The organism is Myxacorys almedinensis A, from assembly GCF_010091945.1.
Classification (GTDB): domain Bacteria; phylum Cyanobacteriota; class Cyanobacteriia; order Leptolyngbyales; family Leptolyngbyaceae; genus Myxacorys; species Myxacorys almedinensis.
On record NZ_WVIE01000037.1, the window covers coordinates 1 to 18,126 of the forward strand.

The window sequence follows — 18,126 nt, forward strand, 5'->3', positions numbered from 1 at the left end:
TGTTACTTTCTCTGATTCATCTGACTTCTATTTGATTCTTGACTTTCAACATAATCGCTTGCGGGTAACTCGAAGAGTCACCTTGATCTGTGATCTAGAGACTCAGGCAATCTACCAGCAAAATGGTAGACTTGCTCTCGATCTTACGTTTTCTATCACATTCTCTAAAACTCAATGGTTCAATCTTCTCCTAGTCAACTTCAAGTCTTTCTCGACATCGCGACCGAGGCGGCATTGTGCGCCGGTGCAGTCTTGCAAACCCACTGGGGTAAGCTCGAAAACATCCGCGAGAAAGGGCGTCCGGGAGATTTAGTCACTGAAGCCGACAAAGCGGCAGAGGGAGCAGTATTGGAGGTGTTGCGGCGGCATGTTCCAGATCATTCTATCTTGGCAGAAGAATCTGGGCAGTTTGACAATGCTCAGAGCAACTATCTGTGGGCAATTGATCCCCTTGACGGTACCACGAACTACGCCCATCAATACCCCTTTTTCGCGGTATCGATTGGGTTGCTGATCGACGGAGTGCCTCAAGTAGGCGTCGTCTTCGATCCGATTCACAACCAACTCTTTCGCGCCGCTAAGGGGTTGGGCGCAACATGCAACCGGCAGCCCATTCGTGTCTCGCAAACCGCCGATCTAGAGAAGAGTTTGCTCGTAACGGGCTTTGCCTACGATCGTCGCCAAACTTTTGATACCAATTACCGGGAATTTTGCCATCTCACTCACCTGACGCAGGGCGTTCGGCGCGATGGGGCAGCCGCGTTGGATTTAGCCTACGTTGCTTGTGGACACCTAGACGGTTACTGGGAACGTGGACTTTCGACCTGGGACATTGCGGCGGGGATAGTGTTGGTTGAAGAAGCAGGTGGAAAAGTAACCGCTTACGATCGCACCCCTTTCGACCTTGCCTCAGGTCGAATATTGGCGACCAATGGGCATCTTCACAACGCCTTAAGCCACGAACTGATGACCATGAAATCACCTTAAGACCCGTTATCACTGCTGATATTTAAGGAACTATAAAGGGTGAGGAACGGTGGGGAAGGGGCTTGCCGCTCACCAAACGTAGATTCGACAACAGCAGAACAGGTAGACAAAACGAACATGAGCTTTCAAATTAATCGGGGTTTATTCACGCTAGATATGAGTGACTACCACGCAATTTTGGGCGTCTCCGTCGAGTCTGACGTGAAAGAGATTCGGAAAAGCTACTTAACAATTGCCCGTCGCCTCCATCCAGATAGCTGCGTTGCTAATAGCGAACAGGACAGACAACTTGCTGCCCAACTGCTCTCAAAGCTAGTGAACCCTGCCTGGGAACAGCTTTCTCAAGAGAAAAGTCGCACGGAGCATCTATTATTGCTAAAGCTGAAGGGGCAAGCGGCGGCTCGCAAACGCAATGAAATAGAGCTAATGAGCGGTTTAGCACAGCAGATGTTAAAGGCTAATAACCCTGATCATTTCTATCGATCTGCCTTGCAAGACTTGGCTGAGCGTCAGTTTCAGCAGTTGGATCAAATGGTAGAGATTGTGGCGCAACTGAGTGAATTGAACATGGCTTACCTGGTCAGCCGAATCGGTGCCGGCGAATCTTCCGCAGGTGCGGCTAAAAAGGTGCACATCAGCACGTCTGCTACGGCTAGGTCTGCGCCTGAAGCCTCTACCAAAGTAGCGCCAGTGCCTGCAAAGGTGCGAGAGTCAGTGGCGGATCAATACTACCGGCGGGCAGAAAACTTTGCTTCTAAAGGCAACTTTGCTCAGGCTACATTAGAGTTGCGGGACGCGCTCAAGCTTGAACCCAACAACAGCCGATGCCATAGTTTGATGGGAATGGTGTATTTGCGGCAGAATCACGCCACAATGGCAAAGATTCACTTTAACAAAGCCTTGGCGATCGACCCTCACGATCTAATGGCGCTAGATGGAAAGCAAAGGATCGAGCCGGCTCAACCGACTTCCCAAAGTGCAGCAAAACCTGCTAAGAAAGACGATCGTAATCCTAAGTCTAATAATGGACTGTTTGGCGGTCTATTTAGTGGAAAGAAAAAATAATGGTTTATCAGCCCCCAGCCGGTGCCCGTGATTTATTGCCCCTTGATGTTGCTCAAAAACACTGGCTCGAAGAGCGCTTGCAGCAGGTATTTCATCGCTGGGGCTATCATCGAATTATCACGTCTACCTTAGAGCGCTTAGACACACTGATGGCGGGAGGCGCGATCACACGTTCGACCGTGATCCAACTCCAGCACCTTGACGATGAACCCCTCGGTCTGCGTCCGGAATTAACTGCCTCGATCGCGCGGGCGGCAGTGACGCGGATGGCAAGCCGCACGTATCCGCAACGGCTCTATTACAATGCCAATGTTTTTCGGCGATCGCAAGAAGGCGACTACACCAGACAGCAAGAATTTTATCAAGCGGGCGTCGAGTTGTTAGGAATTGGCGGACTGCTGGCAGATGCAGAAGTTTTGATGCTGCTGATGGATTGTCTGCACCATCTCCATTTGCCGGGGCATTTGGTGTTGGGCGAAGCAGGGCTGACGCGATCGCTGCTCTCTATCTTTCCCGATCCCCTCTGCGCCAAGGTGCGCCATGCCATCTCAACCTTAGATCGAATTGCCTTAGAAACGATGGAACTGTCTGACGATTTGCGCGATCGCGCGCTTACCTTGCTCGACTTGCGCGGCAAGCCCTCCGATGTTTTGCAAAATGTCAGCCAACTGCCGTTAAATTCTACCCAGCAAGACAGCGTTCGTAATCTTAAATCACTCATTGAGTTGCTGCAAGACAGCCAAACTGATGTGCCGATCGTGCTAGATCTCAGCCTGATTCGCACCTTCGACTACTACACCGGAATTGTGTTTGAAGTTGTGACATCCTCCGCTTCGTCGGGTCAAACCTTGATTGGGCAAGGGGGGCGCTATGACCAGCTTTTAGGGCTATACCATCCCCAGGGCGAATCCTTGCCAGGAATCGGATTTTCGCTTCAGCTTGAAGAACTGCATCAGATTTTGCTGTCTTTAGGGCAACTTCCAACCCAAGATCCCACCAGTGATTGGTTAGTAGTTTCAGAAACCTCGCAAACCCATGCGATCGCATTTACCCATGCCCAAAAGCTACGAGACTCGTCTGCTCTGGTTCGCGTTGAAATGGATCTGAGCGGTAACGATCACGACCAGATTCGGGAGTACGCCCGTAGTCGTCGCATTCCTCACATCGCCTGGATCGAATCGGATGGGTCTGCGGCGATCGAACGAGTGAATTAAGCGAGTAGGAACGATACAATGAGTCGTTGGGCGGCTGGATGCCAAATTTCTCTTTCGCCCTTGATCCCGCTTCCTTTATTCTTGTTTACCCTCGTGTCTCATACCATTGTTACCAACGTTTGCGAAGGCGTCGCCGATTGCGTAGATGCCTGCCCGGTCGCGTGCATTCACCCTGGTCCTAGCAAAAATACCAAAGGGACAGACTGGTACTGGATCGATTTCTCAACCTGCATTGACTGTGGAATTTGTTTGCAAGTTTGCCCGGTTGAAGGAGCGATCGTGCCTGAAGAACGCCCAGATTTGCAGAACACACCCCAGTAGCAGTTTCAGCTTAGTTTTTCAAATGATTTTCGGGTCATGAGTCGCCCATTGTAACGACTCGCTTATCGTCAATTGCCATGACTAACCTTGCCCCCATTCTTGACGTTCAAAATGCTCATGCTGGATACATTAAGGATTTGGATATCCTTCAAGGCGTGAATATGCGCGTGTATCCGGGTGAGTTAGTCGCCATTATTGGCCCGAACGGGGCAGGAAAATCGACTCTTGCAAAAGCCATTTTTGGGTTGCTTACTCCCCATAAGGGCAGCATCACCTTCAACGGAACTACGATCGCTGGGCTGAAATCTGATCAAATTGTGCGGCGGGGTATGGGCTACGTTCCGCAACTTGCGAATGTGTTTCCGTCGCTGAGCGTAGACGAAAACTTAGAGATGGGTGCATTTGTGCGAGATACGCCCCTGCAACCGCTCAAAGATGACGTTTTTGCTCGGTTTCCGCGACTGGCAGAACGGCGCAAACAACGAGCCGGAACCCTTTCAGGAGGAGAACGCCAGATGTTAGCCATGGGCAAGGCGCTGATGCTTAAACCCAATCTGCTGTTGCTCGATGAACCGTCGGCAGCACTGTCTCCGCTTCTGGTCAATAGTGTATTTGAGCAAATTCAACAAATTAATCGTGATGGAGTCGCGATTTTATTAGTTGAGCAAAACGCTCGCAAGGCTTTAGAGATGGCAGATCGCGGCTATGTGTTGGAGGCAGGGCGCGATCGCTTTGAAGGCGCAGGCTCTGAGTTACTCAACAATCCAAAAGTCGCTGAACTGTATTTAGGCGCTGGGAAAGCCCACTAAATCAAGCAGCTAAACCTAAATCGCCCTTCAGATATTAAAGCCAAGGTCGAGACTGCTCCCGCTCGGTTTGGCTGATCTCTATCGCAGCTACATCTGTCGTAATTACGTTGTACCTATAAACAGTAGGTATAATGACGTTCGTCTATAAGAACCTTATGAAGATGAAACTATTTAGAATTACACTCCGGATGAATTCCTCTTTAGATGTAAAGACTAATCAGCACTAGTTGAATATGCAGTGGTTTTAGGGAGCCTAAGTAGCAAACTTGACCTCTCAACCCCAAATCAGCTAACCGCCTTTTCTAGGAAAATCAAAGCCCATGAATCCTCTGAGTGGAAAACCTACCCAACTCTCAGCCCCACTATCGGTCGCCTTAGCGCCGCGCCAAACGATTTCTTTAGAAGCGCCCCTAGCTACCGATTTGGTACTGTTTCGGTCTGCCCGTTTGGTGAGTCCAAGCCCCAGACAAGCTCCTAGTGCGCCTACACCCGCCGGATCAAGCCAAATCGTAGATGAAATTCTATTTATTGATCGGCGAGTGTCTGGGTATCAGAGCCTGGAAGCCGGAGTGCGATCGGGGATGACCATTATCGAACTTCACCCCAATCAAGATGGAATTGTGCAAATTTCAGATGCCCTAGAGCAATTCCGAGTTCGCAAGGCGGTTCATATTGTGTCCCTTGGTGATAAAGGTGTGGTGAGGTTGGGGGCAGCCCAATTTTCCAACAGCACGCTAGGACTTTACTCTAGCGATCTAAAATCGTGGGCAACGTCGTTTGATACAGGGGTTGAGATCTTAATCTATGGCTCAAATTTTGGAGTCGATCGCAAACTCCTAGAACGAGTTAGCACCCTGACAGGAGCCAACATAGCCGCATCGAGCGATCGCACCGGAAGTTCAACCCTTGGAGGAGACTGGGAGCTAGAGCAGAAAGTAGTGCGGGTGAACACAGCCGCGATCGCAACCCAACTCGCCTTTCAGCCTACAACCCTCAACACCTATGCAGCCACATTTTCGCTATAGTCAGGTCATTCAATATCTAACCACAACGTGAGATATCCCTTCGCCCTGGGAACTCTGAGCAAAGAATATGAACTTGGGCATGCGTGGAAGCATAAGGGAATTGGCATGTTAGTCGATGATTCATCTCCTGACACGCCGAGTGGGTTGCTCGGTATTCGGAGTCGGATGCATTTTACTGGTCGGTTAGATGTTCGTACAAACGGGCAACAGTGGAGTCTGTATCTTTACATGGGGCGCTTGATTTGGGCATCGGGAGGACCTCATCCCAGACGTCGATTGCATCGCTATCTGACCCAGCACTGTCCACAAATCAGCGCAAATTCAGTCACGGTTCGCGTCACCGATAGTGGTCAAGGACAAGATTACCAAACCCTTTCTGTCCTTGTTAAGCGGCAGCAAATTACTCCAGAGCAAGCCGTTGCTGTGATCCGGAGTACGATCGCTGAGGTTTTGTTTGACATCATTCAGCAAGAAGAAACCAAGCCTGTCACCTTCAAGTCTGATGCAGAAGACGTGTTAGACACCTCCTTAGCTGTAGTCAACGCAGAACAACTACTCACCGAAGTGCAGCAGATATGGAATGCTTGGCGATCGCTGGGTTTAGCCGACCATTCGCCCAACTTAGCTCCTGCCTTGCGCCACCCAGAGCAGTTGCAAGAACACACCACCGAAAAGGTGTACAAGATGCTGGTGTCGCTAGTCGATGGTCGCCGCACCCTGCGCGATCTAGCCGTTCTGACTAAACAAGATTTATTGCAGCTAACCCGCCACTTAGTCCCGCTATACCGCAAAGGCTTAATTGCACTCACGAAAGTCTCTGATTTGTCTGTACCGGGCGCATCCGGACGAGCAACCACTTCACTCTCAGGAGGACTAGAAGACACCACACCCAGTGCCGGACTGGCATCCTCTGGGCTGCCTCGCGCCGGAGTTGTGTCAGCAGGGTCAGAAAATTCCCTGCTGATTGCCTGCATTGATGACAGCTTGCGAGAATGTCAGGCAATGGAAAAAATCGTGACTGCCGCCGGATATCGATTTATTGGAATTCAAGATTCGGTACAGGCACTACCGCTTTTATTAGAGCAAAAGCCCAGTCTGATTTTCTTAGATCTGGTTATGCCTGTGGCAAATGGCTATGAAATCTGCGCTCAAATTCGCCGAGTTTCCCTCTTCAAAAAGACTCCCATTGTTATTTTGACGAGCAACGACGGAATTATAGATCGAGTTCGTGCTCGATTTGTGGGGTCTTCTGGATTTTTGGCAAAGCCCCCAGAAACTGACCGAGTGTTAACGGTGATCGAGAAATTACTGCCAGTGCAGCGCTAAACCGTGTTGAGTGCAATGAATGTTTTTGCATTCTAAAACTCAATATAGGCTCTCTTTAAAAGTTGTGTTGTGGAAGAAAAACAATGAGTACTGTTTTGGTGGTTGAAGATAGTGTTACAGAGATGCAGATTTTGACTAGTTATTTACAACAAGCAGGCTTAATGGTTGTGAGTGCCCAGAGCGGAGAAGAGGCACAAGTCAAACTCAGCAGCCAAAGACCTGATCTAATTGTTTTAGATGTGATTTTGCCAGGTCAAAGCGGCTTTGAACTGTGTCGAGAGCTAAAGGCTGATCCCCGAACTAGTGGTATTCCAGTGATCATTTGTTCTACCAAAGATACAGAGGTCGATAAAATGTGGGGCAATTTGTTAGGAGCCAATGCCTACATTCCTAAGCCTGTCGATCAAACCTTGTTTCTAACAACAATTCGGCAGTTGCTTAAATAAAGGATTGAGTCATGGTTGAGCCATCGAATACAACTCAGTTTCCCTTGCCGTATGCCTCTTCGATCGCGAGTCTAGAGTTTTTGCTCGCTGAGCCAGCCCCGATCGAACTAACGCAAAAGTTTTTACGGTTTCGATTAGAACCAGACCATATCGTTCTCGTTCCGGTGGAGGACGTTATGGCAGTACTCACGATCTCGATCCATGAGGTGCTTCCTATTCCTCACATGAATGCTGCGGTTTTAGGAGTGTTTAGCTGGCGTGGTGAAGCCCTGTGGCTGGTTGATTTGTCCAACCAAGTCGGCTTTCAATCTCTGATTGGGGCAACCAAGCGCCTGTCGGGTCTGACCATAATCGTCGTACAGAGCGAATCGCAATCTCTAGGGCTGGCAGTTCCAGAAGTTCAAGATATTGAAAGCCATAGTCTAGACCAGTTACATTCGCCATCTAATGAGCTATTTGCACCCCAGTTATTCCCCTTTGTCAAAGGTTACTTTCTGCACGATCGCACCTTTGTTTTAAACACGTCTGCGATCGTGCAAGATCCCCATCTACAACGTCACACCTTCAAGCAATCCTAACGTTAATTATTGACCCTAACCCTGATTGAGGAAATGACATGTCCGCTTCACGCCGTCCTGAACCCACGCTAGATATGACTTCTTTGTTTTCCTCGGAACCCACTCTCGAAGAATTTACAGCTAGCTTGTCTAATGAGTCAGCCGTCAATTCAAACAGACCTTCACCAGCACCTAGAGCGGAATTGAAATCTGAGCCGCCTAGCCAAACTTACAGTAACGGCGATAGTAACAGTGATAGTAGCGGAAACGGTAATGGTGGCGTTCATCAGAACATAGAAACGTCGGGGACAGGATGGGAAATTCAGCAGGTGGTGACAGCGCTGACAGGGTTAAAGTCAGAACTCAAGCGAGCAGGACTTTTAGAAAAGCCGAATGTACAGAATTTATTTCGTCAAATTGCTGAATTTGCGGCAACGCAGCCGAGAAAAGACGCAAACACCGCCGCCTCAACTCGTGAATTGCGCTATCAGCGTAAGCAACTGCTTGCGATCGCAACTCAGATGCGCCAAACCTCTGATCTTGATGCGTTGCTAAAAGTGTTTGTCAAAGTGGCACGGGAGACGTTGCAAGCCGATCGAGCCATAATTTACCGCTTTGATATGGGAGATGCTGGCAAAATTATTGCTGAATCTCTACAGCGCGGTTGGTCGCCAGCATTGCATGAGACACTACCTGTGACGTGTTTTTGTTTTGATCAACCTCAAGACTATATCAAACAGCAAGCGGTACTGATTGAGGACATCAATCGGGTAGACCTGACCCCTTATCAGCATCAACTTTTAGAGCGGTTGCAGGTCAAGGCGAGCCTGAGTTTGCCGATTATGCTGGCAGGGCAGCCGTGGGGGTTGCTGATTGTACAGCAATGCTCTCGGACTCGGCTTTGGCAAGAGTCGGAAATCACAATGCTCTATCAGTTGTGTTTAGAGCTAACGGTGTGTTTACAGCAGTCCGAATTTTCATCTCAACTCGACCAGCAAGAGGAAAAGGAAAAAGCCATCTTTAAAGTGATCGATCGCATCCGACGATCGCTAGACATTAGCGCGATTTTCCGCACCACAACACAGGAAGTTCGGCAACTTCTAAAAGCCGATCGCGTTGGAATTTATCGATTTGAGGCAGATTGGAGCGGCGGATTTATTGCCGAATCAGTCGCCCAAGGCTGGACTTCTGTACTGCAAGACCAAGCCGACAACCCAGCCCTCCTTGACAACATCAGTGATTGCAGTCTTGTCAAATCGTTCGACAATACTCGGCTGAAAACTGTAGATACGCATCTCAAAGAAACGCGCGGGGGAAGCTATGCCAAAGGAGAAGGCTACCGAGCCGTATCGGATATTTATCAAGCTGGGTTTACACCTTGCTATCTCGAAGTTTTAGAACGCTATCAAGCGCGGGCATACGTAATTGTGCCAATTATGCAAGATCGGAAACTGTGGGGCTTGTTGGCAGCCTATCAAAATTCTGCACCCCGTCAATGGAACATCAACGAAACCACCTTGATGACGCAAATTGCGAATCAGCTAGGCGTTGCATTGCAGCAGGCAGAGTATTTGCAGCAGGTGCGATCGCAAGCCGAACAGTTGGCAAAAGTTGCAGACCGAGAGCAGTCTACAGCGCGAGTGATCGAAAAAATTCGCACGACGTTAGATGTCAACACCATCTTTAGAACAGCGACCCAAGAAGTCCGACAGTTATTAAATGCGGATCGAGTCTGCGTCTATCACTTTGAGCCAAATTGGAGTGGTGAGGTAGTGGCTGAAGCCATGAGCGGAAGTTGGGTGCCGTTTATGCAGGCGCAGCAAGAAGATGCCAGTTTCCGCGACAACGTGACGGACTGCACAGCAAAAACCCTGGGGATGACCGGGGCAAAGCCTGTTGATACCTATCTAAAAGACACTCAGGGCGGAGCCTATACCAAAGGCGAGGCATTCAGAGCGGTCAACGATATCTACCAAGCCGGATTCTCTCCTTGCTATCTCAGCTTTCTAGAGCGCTTTCAGGCAAGAGCCTACATCATTGTGCCGATTCTTCAAGGAAACCACCTATGGGGTTTGCTAGCGGTATACCAAAATTCGGGATCTCGCGAGTGGGAAGACTCTGAAATTGCACTGATGACCCAGATTGGAACTCAGCTAGGGGTCGCGCTTCAACAGGCAGAACAGACACAGCAGATTCGGGCACAGGCAGAGCAATTAACAAAGGTTGTCGAGCGAGAACGGAGCTTTATCCGCGTCATCGACAAGGTTGGACAGGTGGTCAGCGAGAAAATACGTCACTCTCAGGATATAGAGACGGTTTTTAGGCAAATAACCCAACAGATTCGCCAACTTTTAGAGGCAGATCGGGTGGCGGTTTACCAATTTAACCCCGACTGGAGCGGCGAGTTTGTGGCAGAATCAGTCGATGCGGGCTGGGTTCGGCTTGTGGGAACAAATACAAAGACGGTTTGGGAAGATACGCATCTCCAAGAAACACAAGGAGGGCGGTATGGAAAAAACAAAAGTCTTGCGGTGGATGATATTTACACCGTTGAGCACCAGCCTTGCCACATTGCTGTTTTAGAGCAGTTTCAAGTGAGAGCCTACGCGATCGTACCCATCTTTGCCGGATTGCAGCTTTGGGGATTGTTGGGGGTATACCAAAATTCTATGCCGCGCCACTGGGAAGAGTCTGAAATCACGCTACTGAGCCAAATTGGGTCTCAACTGGGGGTGGCGCTGCAACAATCAGACTATGTGGTTCAGATTCAGCGCCAAGCAGAGCGAGAGAAGATTTTGACACGAGTGAGCGATCGCATTCGTCAATCGATCGACTTCACAGGACAATCATCCGACCTGAATGTTATTTTCCAGGTTACAGCCCAAGACATTCGGCAGTTCTTAAAGCTCGATCGGGCAGCAATCTATCGCTTTAACGCTGACTGGAGCGGCGATTTTGTTTACGAATCTGTGGCTAGTGGCTGGTGCAAACTAGTCGGCACTGAGGTCGGTACGAATGTCAAAGACACGTACCTCAAAGACACCCAGGGAGGACGGTATCGCCAGCGAGAAAGCCTCGCAATCAATGATATCTACACCGCAGGGCATGATCCTTGCCATGTCGAGCTTCTAGAGAAATTTGAGGCAAGAGCCTATGTGTTAGTTCCAGTGTTTAAGAACCAGCAACTCTGGGGGATTTTGGCAGTTTACCAAAACTCAGAACCCCGACAGTGGGAAGAGGCGGATGTTTTGTTGCTCAATCAGGTTGCGGGACAGTTGGGGGCTGCCCTAGAGCAAGTGGAATCTCTTGAGACATTGCGGGTGCAGGGAGAGCAGTTGGCTCAAGCGGCTGAGCGAGAAAAAGCGGCGAAAGAGCAGCTTCAGATGCAAGTCATTCAGTTGCTGGCAGCGATTAAGCCTGTTTTTTCTGGAGATTTAACTGTGCGAGTTCCGGTGGCAGAAAATGAAGTCGGCACGATCGCAGATGCCTACAACAACACAATTCAGAGCTTGCGGAAGATTGTCACTCAAGTGCAAACGACATCGCTCAAGGTGACGCATACTTCTCGCACCAGTGGAGGCGCGATCGCAAAGCTTTCCCAGCAGGCTGAAGCACAGATGCAAGAAGTGACGCGAGCTTTGGATCACATTCAAGCCATGGTGAGTTCGACACAAGCGGTTGCTACGAATGCCCGACAAGTTGAATCAGCCGTACAGCAGGCAAATCAAACCGTACGCTCTGGGGATGCCACCATGAACCGCACAGTAGACAGTATTATGTCGATCCGGGAAACGGTGGCCGAAACAAGTAAAAAAATCAAGCGATTGAGTGAGTCATCGCAAAAAATCTCAAAAATTGTCAGTTTGATTGGCAATTTTACAACCCAAACGCAATTGTTAGCATTAAACGCCTCGATTGAGGCAACTCGGGCTGGGGAGTATGGGCGAGGCTTTACCGTGGTGGCAGATGAAGTGCGATCGCTAGCGCGGCAATCTGCCGAGGCAACCCGCGAAATTGAAAAACTTGCCCAAGAGATTCAGTCTGAAACAAGTGCAGTGGCAACCGCAATGGATACAGGAATTCAGCAGGTAGTGAGTGGAACTAGCTTAGTTAACGAAACTCGTCAGCAGCTAACCGAAATCATCAACGCAACAGCACAAATTAGCCAATTCGTCCAGGGAATCACACAGGCAACATTAGCACAAACGCAACAGTCTCAGGCTGTGACACAAGCGATGACAGATGTAGCAACGCTGGCAAATAAAAACTCTGCACAGTCGAATCAAATTTCAGCATCGTTCCAAGAGCTAATCACAACAGCGCAGCAACTTCAGACTAGCGTGGGTCAATTCAAAGTGAACTAGGAGTTCTGAGGTTTCGGTTTTGAGTTTTGAGTGAACATCGCCCATTCAAAACTCATTTCATTGTTTGCTTTTGTAACTCGAAATTTAAACCTGTTCCCTATCATGTCTGACACAACGCTTCGCCAACAACCGTATTCCTATTTTCTGACCGAAGCCCAAGATCTGCTCCGCAGTATCGAGCAAGATTTGCTGAGTTTGCGAGAAGAGCGCTCTCCGGCTAAAGTGCATAGCTTGATGAGGGCAGCACACACCCTCAAAGGAGCCGCTGCAAGCGTTGGTTTTGATACGATCAAAACGATTTCCCACTCTCTAGAGGATGTGTTTAAGGCGCTCTACAAGCCAGAGGTTGACATTGATGCTGAGCTAGAGGCGCTGCTGTTTGAGGGGTACGAGTGCTTGCGATCGCCCTTGATGATGGCACTCAACACAGACCGCCCACCCAATCATGGAAGTGCAGAGTGTCTAGCTCGTGCAGAAGTTGTCTTTAAGCAGTTACGAACAAAGTTAGGCAAGCACTTTGATCCGGGGGCAGCCATTCCAACCTCTGCGGAATTGGGGTTTGATATTACGCGATCGCTGTTTGAAACAGGAGTGCGAGAACGCTTGGAAGAGCTAGCGATCGCAGTGTCAAATGGCTCTCCGCAACAGATTAGCGAGACGTTGCAAACCCAAGCCGAAGTCTTTTTGGGGCTATCAGAGTCGTTAAATTTACCGGGATTTGGAGCGATCGCTCAAGCCTCACTCAAAGCCCTCAAGGTGAACCCAGAGCAAAGTGTTGCGATCGCCCAAGCCGCCCTTGCAGATCTTCGCCAAGGACAAATTGCAGTGCTCAGCGGCGATCGCCGCCAAGGGGGAGCGGTATCGGAAGCCCTAAAGCGGCTGACCCATCGCACCCCTGTAAACGCTCCTCAGAGCCGCCGCACCACTCTCAGCCATCGTGAACCGCCAGCGTCTAAAGCTAGAAGCATGCAATCTGCTCTGCAACATTCCCAGCGATCGTGGCATCGGTTTCTTCAGTTTCTCAACCGCCCGTTGTGGTCAGCCCCTGATGCTGGGGTTGTAAAATCCAATCCTGTCACAGTTCGTGTAGATAACAATGTTCAAGAAGACGGTCAAGCTCAATTAGATATCGATTCCATTCAGTCTGCACTGGAGGAATTGGGATCTTTAGATTTAAGCCCAACGTCTGAAGCGGCAGGCAGCAGTTCCGCAACACAAGGCTTTGAGCTTTGGGATGATGAACCGCCAGCAACAATCTTACCCCCTAAAGAGCTTCAGCCATCCCCACAGCAGGCAGGCTTAGAACAAGCACCATTGCAGGCATCTCTAAAGCCGCAGCCGATGACTCAACACGTTGAGACGCCGCCTTTAGATCATGCACCTCAGCTAGAGAAGGGGTCTGCTCAGATGCCAACGGTGCGAGTTGAACTAGAGCATTTAGAATCGTTAAACTACACCACTAGCGAACTTTTGATTCACCAAAATCAGCAGATGTTGCAAGACGAGCATTTGCACCTTGTGGTTCGCGAATTGACCCAAGGGCTGAAACAACATCAGCGAACCATGGCGCAACTCCAGGAATGGGCAGATCGCCAGTTAACCTTGCCAGAACCCTCGATGGACAGCCACAGAGCCAGGCTGGCACAGATGGAAGATGGGCTAAACATCAAGTTTGATACCCTCGAACTCGATCAACACAACGAAGTGCATGAGTTGTTGCAATCTGCTGTAGAAGAGCTAGTACCGCTAGAACTGGAAGTACAAGCGATGGAGGCCTTAGCACGCCAAGCAAATCTTGCCCGAAATAAGCAAGGACGATTGTTGGGCTATTTGCGCGATGACTTGATGTTGGCGAGGATGATACCAATCGGAGCGGTTTTAAATCGTCTTCCACGGATCGTGCAGCAGTTGACAGAAACCTACGGCAAGCAAGTCGAGTTACAGCTAAGCGGAACCCAAGTTTTAGTTGATAAAGCGGTTGCTGAAAGATTGTTTGATCCGTTGCTGCATCTCATCCGTAATGCTTTTGATCATGGCATCGAGTCGGCTGACCTTCGCCACCAGCACAGAAAACCAGCAGGGGGGCGCATTATCATTCGAGTCAGTCAGCAGGGAAACCGAACGCTGATTGACGTGCAAGATGATGGCGGCGGACTAGACCTGAAGCGAATCTGTCAGCGCGGCTTTGAGTTAAAGAAATTATCGTCTAATCAAGTCGAGCAGTTCTCACAAGCAGAGTTGTTGAATTTACTGTTTGAGCCAGGATTTTCCACGGCTAAACAGGTGAATGAACTGTCAGGTCGAGGAGTTGGCTTGGATGTAGTGCGATCGCATGTTCAATTCCTTCAAGGCAACCTTACCGTCGCATCAGAATTAAACCGTGGCACAACCTTTTCATTGCACTTGCCGTTAACCCTGATGAGTGCACGATTGTTGGTATGCCAGTCTGGGCAAGCGATCTATGGTTTCTTATCAGACGAAATTGATCGAATTTTGGCTCCTACTGCTGAACAGTTTGAAATGGTTGGCAGCACACGAGTTTTTCGCTGGCAGCAAGGGGAGGAAGAATATCCAGTTCCGGTGCATCAAATCTCTCAACTCATGCACTACGCAACGATGCTTCCGTCTGCCGAATCAACGCGAAACGGGCTGCCAGAGATCGGCACGTTGTCTACTCCATTGCTATTGATGCGACGACAGGAAGAATGGGTCGGGCTAGAAGTTGACCATCTGATTGGAGAGCAGGAGTTAGTCATCCGACCGATGGGAACAACTTTGACTCCGCCATCTTATGTCTACGGATGTAGCGTGTTGGGAGACGGACGCCTAATTTTAGTGGTAGATGGCGTTGCGATCGTACAGCAACTCTTGCTTGCTAACGACCTGTTACGCAAAGAATCGTCTGCGGATCTACCGCTCCAACAACCTCACCTTCGGAGTGCAGACATCCCCGCTAACCTCGCGCCATCATCGCCGGTTCAGACATCTCAATGCGTGTTGGTGATTGATGATTCGATTACCGTCAGGCAGGCGCTAACGTTTACCTTACAGGATGCAGGCTACGATGTGATACAAGCTCAGGATGGATTAGATGCGATCGCACAGCTTCAGCAACATCCCGATATTCAGCTAATCACCTGCGATGTAGAGATGCCTCGCCTCAATGGGTTTGAGTTTCTGATGCGCTATAGCCAAGAATCGGGGCTAAAGCAGATTCCTGTGATTATGTTGACCTCGCGAAGCAATGAAAAGCATCAGCAGCTTGCAGTGCAATTGGGGGCTTCGGCGTATATGACCAAGCCGTTTGCAGAAGAGCAGTTGCTCAGTTTGGTTAAACGTTTGATTAAAAGCAAGGAAGCCGTGTCATGACGTCAGTATTGGTATCCCGTTCGTTGCCACCCTTGGTAAAACCTGTTCTTAAAGCTGTTGTTTTTTCAATTGCGGGATATCGCTTGGCGTTGCCGATGGAGTCGGTGCTGCGAGTGGTGAATGCGCCCCCAGAGATGAGTGCATCATCGGCTCCCCAAGAGCGATCGGGCATGGTGGAATTGATTCATCTTGGACATCTTGCGATCGCGGTACTTAACCTCTACCCTCACCTCAGCCTCAAGCAATCAATCTCGCGCTCCGTCGGAGCTTCGCAGGGCGAATCGCAGCAGGGGCAGTTTTTGGTGGTCACGAAAGTAGGCGGGGAAATCTGTGCCATCCGAGTCGATACGCCGCCTGATCTCATTGAGCTAGATGCATCTACGATTCGACAGATTCCCGCACCTTATCAGCAAAACCATCCGCTCAGCATTGCAAGTCGCGTTGCGGTTTTGCCTCAAGGTAAAGCAACCTTAGCTATCTTTGTATTAGATATGGAGCGGGTGCTACGAGTGATTAAAGATTGAACCGTAAAGCAAAATGGCGTTGCTGAATCTATAAGTAAACGCCAAGTAAACGCCGAACTCCTCAACACTCCAGCCTTAATCCTTGTTCTTTAAATTGGTATTACTTTGATGCCAGAGTAAATTCAGCAAGGGAGCGATCAGGCTTCTGCGCTCACTGGCGAAGTGCACCACGACTGGTGATGAACCGTGGTATGCCTTTCCCACGCTAACGCCGGATGGGGATAATCTGCTCGATAGTGCCCGCCCCGGCTCTCAGTGCGAAACTTAGCACTTCTCAGAATTAAATCGGCGATTTCTAACAAATTGTGAAGCTCTCCCCAAACCCGACACAGGTAATCGGCATCTACAGGATTGGCATTATCAGGAGCGGCATCTACAACGTTAAACTGGAACGCCTGACCCGGTTTGAGGGCAAGAAAAGTCTGGCTGAGAGCAAGGGCGTGAAATTCGGTTTGCCAAGCGGCAACCTGCGCGATCGCCGCCTCTAAACCATTAGCATTCCGGCAAATTCCCGCCTCTTGCCACACCAGACGGGGCAACTGCGATCGCAGCACCCGCAGGGTTTTGAGATCAGAAGCTTGTAAAGGACAAGCACAGAGGTCAATGGGTTCTGGCGCTTCGTGCCGGTTGTCCTCCAAGCGCAAATCCGCAAACCGTGACCCAAACACTAAGCATTCCAGCAGTGAATTGCTCGCCAGTCGATTTGCGCCATGAACTCCGGTGCTCGCCGTTTCACCCACCGCATACAGGTTGGCAATCGAGGTCTGGTTCATCAAATCGGTGCCGATGCCGCCCATCCAATAGTGAGCCGCCGGAGCCACTGGAATCGGTTGCTTAAACACGTCAATGCCCCACCGTTGGCACACCTGAATGATATTTGGAAAGCGGTGCTCGATGGTTTTAGGGGGAATAGGGCGCAAATCTAGCCAAACATTTGCCCCTGCCGGATCGGCTTCCGTCGTTTGTAAATGATTGAAAATAGCCCGACTGACCACATCTCTGGGCGCTAATTCTCCGGAAGGATGATAATCAAACGTGAAGCGATGTCCGTGGCGATCAACTAAATGTGCCCCTTCCCCTCGCACGGCTTCACTGATCAAAAAGCGAGGAGCACCAAGCGTTGTGAGCGCCGTTGGGTGAAATTGCACAAACTCTAAATCTCGAAGAATTGCCCCCGCCCGATGCGCGATCGCAACCCCATCTCCAGTGCTAATCGCCGGATTCGTGGTTTGGGCAAACACCTGACCACCGCCGCCTGTTGCCAAAATCACAGCGCGCGATCGCACCCACTGCAACGCGCCCTGATACACCAAACTCACCCCCCGGCACCCTTGGTCTTCCAACCACACATCCAACACCAGCGCCTGAGACAACACTTGAATATTTTCACGACTCAAAACCTGTTCAGCCAGGCGGCTCACCACCGCTCGACCCGTGGTATCCGCCGCATGCAGCACCCGTCGCCGAGAGTGGGCAGCTTCTAGCGTCAGCGAGAGCGTGTCTCCATAACGATCAAAGCCAACACCCATATCGACCAAGTGATGAATGCACGCCGCCGCATTCTCAACCAAAAATTTCACAGCATCATAGTCACACAACCCCGCTCCAGCTTTCAGCGTGTCTCGAATGTGAAGCTCTGTTGAATCCTGCGGATCAACTACTGCCGCAATGCCCCCTTGTGCCCAATCACTCGCCGAGCGTGATACTTTATCTTTGGCAATCAGCCCCACTCGATACTGTCGTGGTAAACACAGTGCGGTATACAGTCCTGCCGCGCCTGCTCCTACAACTAGAACATCAAACTGAGGAAGTGAGTTCACAGTAGAGACCACCCTATTGGAAATTGTAATGATAACCGGTAGCGCCTCAGATGCCGTAGATGCCGTGACGTTGCCCTGCTCACGAGTCTACTGTGCAAGCCTCATCTGGAGGGTTTTCAACCCCCGAATCTCGTCGAATTGCAAACCTTTGTCCCGTTTGTGGAGCTTTGGAAATGGCATGTAAGCGTCAGCATCCAAGGTCTAAGAAAAAACGAACCTCCAGTTTCTACCCAGCAGAAACGGCTTTAGGGCAGGAACAACGCTCACGTTTAGCCTTACTTTTGACCTTATTTGATAAA

The 18,126-nt window shown here is 50.0% G+C and carries 13 protein-coding genes; 12 read left to right on the forward strand and 1 reads right to left on the reverse strand.

All coding sequences use genetic code 11. The features are described from left to right. The first annotated feature begins 174 nt into the window (after nt 1-174). From GS601_RS20730 to GS601_RS20785, 12 genes are all read left to right on the forward strand, one after another. Nucleotides 175-987, forward strand: coding sequence for an inositol monophosphatase family protein (locus GS601_RS20730; RefSeq protein ID WP_162425201.1), 813 nt, complete (start codon nt 175-177; stop codon nt 985-987). A 117-nt stretch (nt 988-1,104) separates the two neighbouring features. Further along, entirely contained in the window at nt 1,105-2,052 is a 948-nt protein-coding gene (locus GS601_RS20735) for a J domain-containing protein (protein WP_162425202.1), read from the forward strand. Then, the gene (locus GS601_RS20740; protein ID WP_162425203.1) at nt 2,052-3,266 is read left to right on the forward strand and encodes an ATP phosphoribosyltransferase regulatory subunit; all 1,215 of its coding nucleotides are present in this window, start codon (nt 2,052-2,054) and stop codon (nt 3,264-3,266) included. Before GS601_RS20735 ends, GS601_RS20740 begins: the two co-directional genes overlap by 1 nt. Nucleotides 3,267-3,359: 93 nt before the next feature. After that, nucleotides 3,360-3,587, forward strand: coding sequence for a 4Fe-4S dicluster domain-containing protein (locus tag GS601_RS20745; protein WP_162425224.1), 228 nt, complete (start codon nt 3,360-3,362; stop codon nt 3,585-3,587). A gap of 77 nt (nt 3,588-3,664) precedes the next feature. Beyond that, on the forward strand, nt 3,665-4,396 hold the full coding sequence (locus tag GS601_RS20750; protein WP_162425204.1) for an ABC transporter ATP-binding protein: 732 nt from the start codon (nt 3,665-3,667) through the stop codon (nt 4,394-4,396). Between the two features lie 320 nt (nt 4,397-4,716). Continuing rightward, a complete protein-coding gene (locus tag GS601_RS20755; protein WP_162425205.1) occupies nt 4,717-5,421 on the forward strand; it encodes a DUF4347 domain-containing protein in 705 nt (234 codons plus the stop codon). Nucleotides 5,422-5,526: 105 nt separating this feature from the next. After that, nucleotides 5,527-6,747, forward strand: a complete 1,221-nt coding sequence (locus GS601_RS20760) for a response regulator (RefSeq protein WP_162425206.1) — start codon at nt 5,527-5,529, stop codon at nt 6,745-6,747. 83 nt (nt 6,748-6,830) lie between these two features. Continuing rightward, nucleotides 6,831-7,193, forward strand: a complete 363-nt coding sequence (locus tag GS601_RS20765) for a response regulator transcription factor (RefSeq protein WP_162425207.1) — start codon at nt 6,831-6,833, stop codon at nt 7,191-7,193. Nucleotides 7,194-7,204: 11 nt separating this feature from the next. Further along, entirely contained in the window at nt 7,205-7,771 is a 567-nt protein-coding gene (locus GS601_RS20770) for a chemotaxis protein CheW (protein ID WP_162425208.1), read from the forward strand. A gap of 38 nt (nt 7,772-7,809) precedes the next feature. After that, nucleotides 7,810-12,114 (forward strand): GAF domain-containing protein, encoded by a 4,305-nt coding sequence (locus GS601_RS20775; protein WP_238393413.1) that lies wholly within the window; start codon nt 7,810-7,812, stop codon nt 12,112-12,114. Nucleotides 12,115-12,216: 102 nt separating this feature from the next. Beyond that, on the forward strand, nt 12,217-15,483 hold the full coding sequence (locus GS601_RS20780; RefSeq protein ID WP_162425209.1) for a hybrid sensor histidine kinase/response regulator: 3,267 nt from the start codon (nt 12,217-12,219) through the stop codon (nt 15,481-15,483). Then, entirely contained in the window at nt 15,480-16,007 is a 528-nt protein-coding gene (locus tag GS601_RS20785; RefSeq protein ID WP_162425210.1) for a chemotaxis protein CheW, read from the forward strand. The genes GS601_RS20780 and GS601_RS20785 overlap by 4 nt, the downstream gene beginning before the upstream one ends. Before the next feature lie 137 nt (nt 16,008-16,144). Here GS601_RS20785 and nadB read toward each other — a convergent pair whose 3' ends face one another. Further along, the gene (nadB, locus tag GS601_RS20790) at nt 16,145-17,827 is read right to left on the reverse strand and encodes an L-aspartate oxidase (RefSeq protein ID WP_162425211.1); all 1,683 of its coding nucleotides are present in this window, start codon (nt 17,825-17,827) and stop codon (nt 16,145-16,147) included. Between the last annotated feature and the right edge of the window lie 299 nt (nt 17,828-18,126).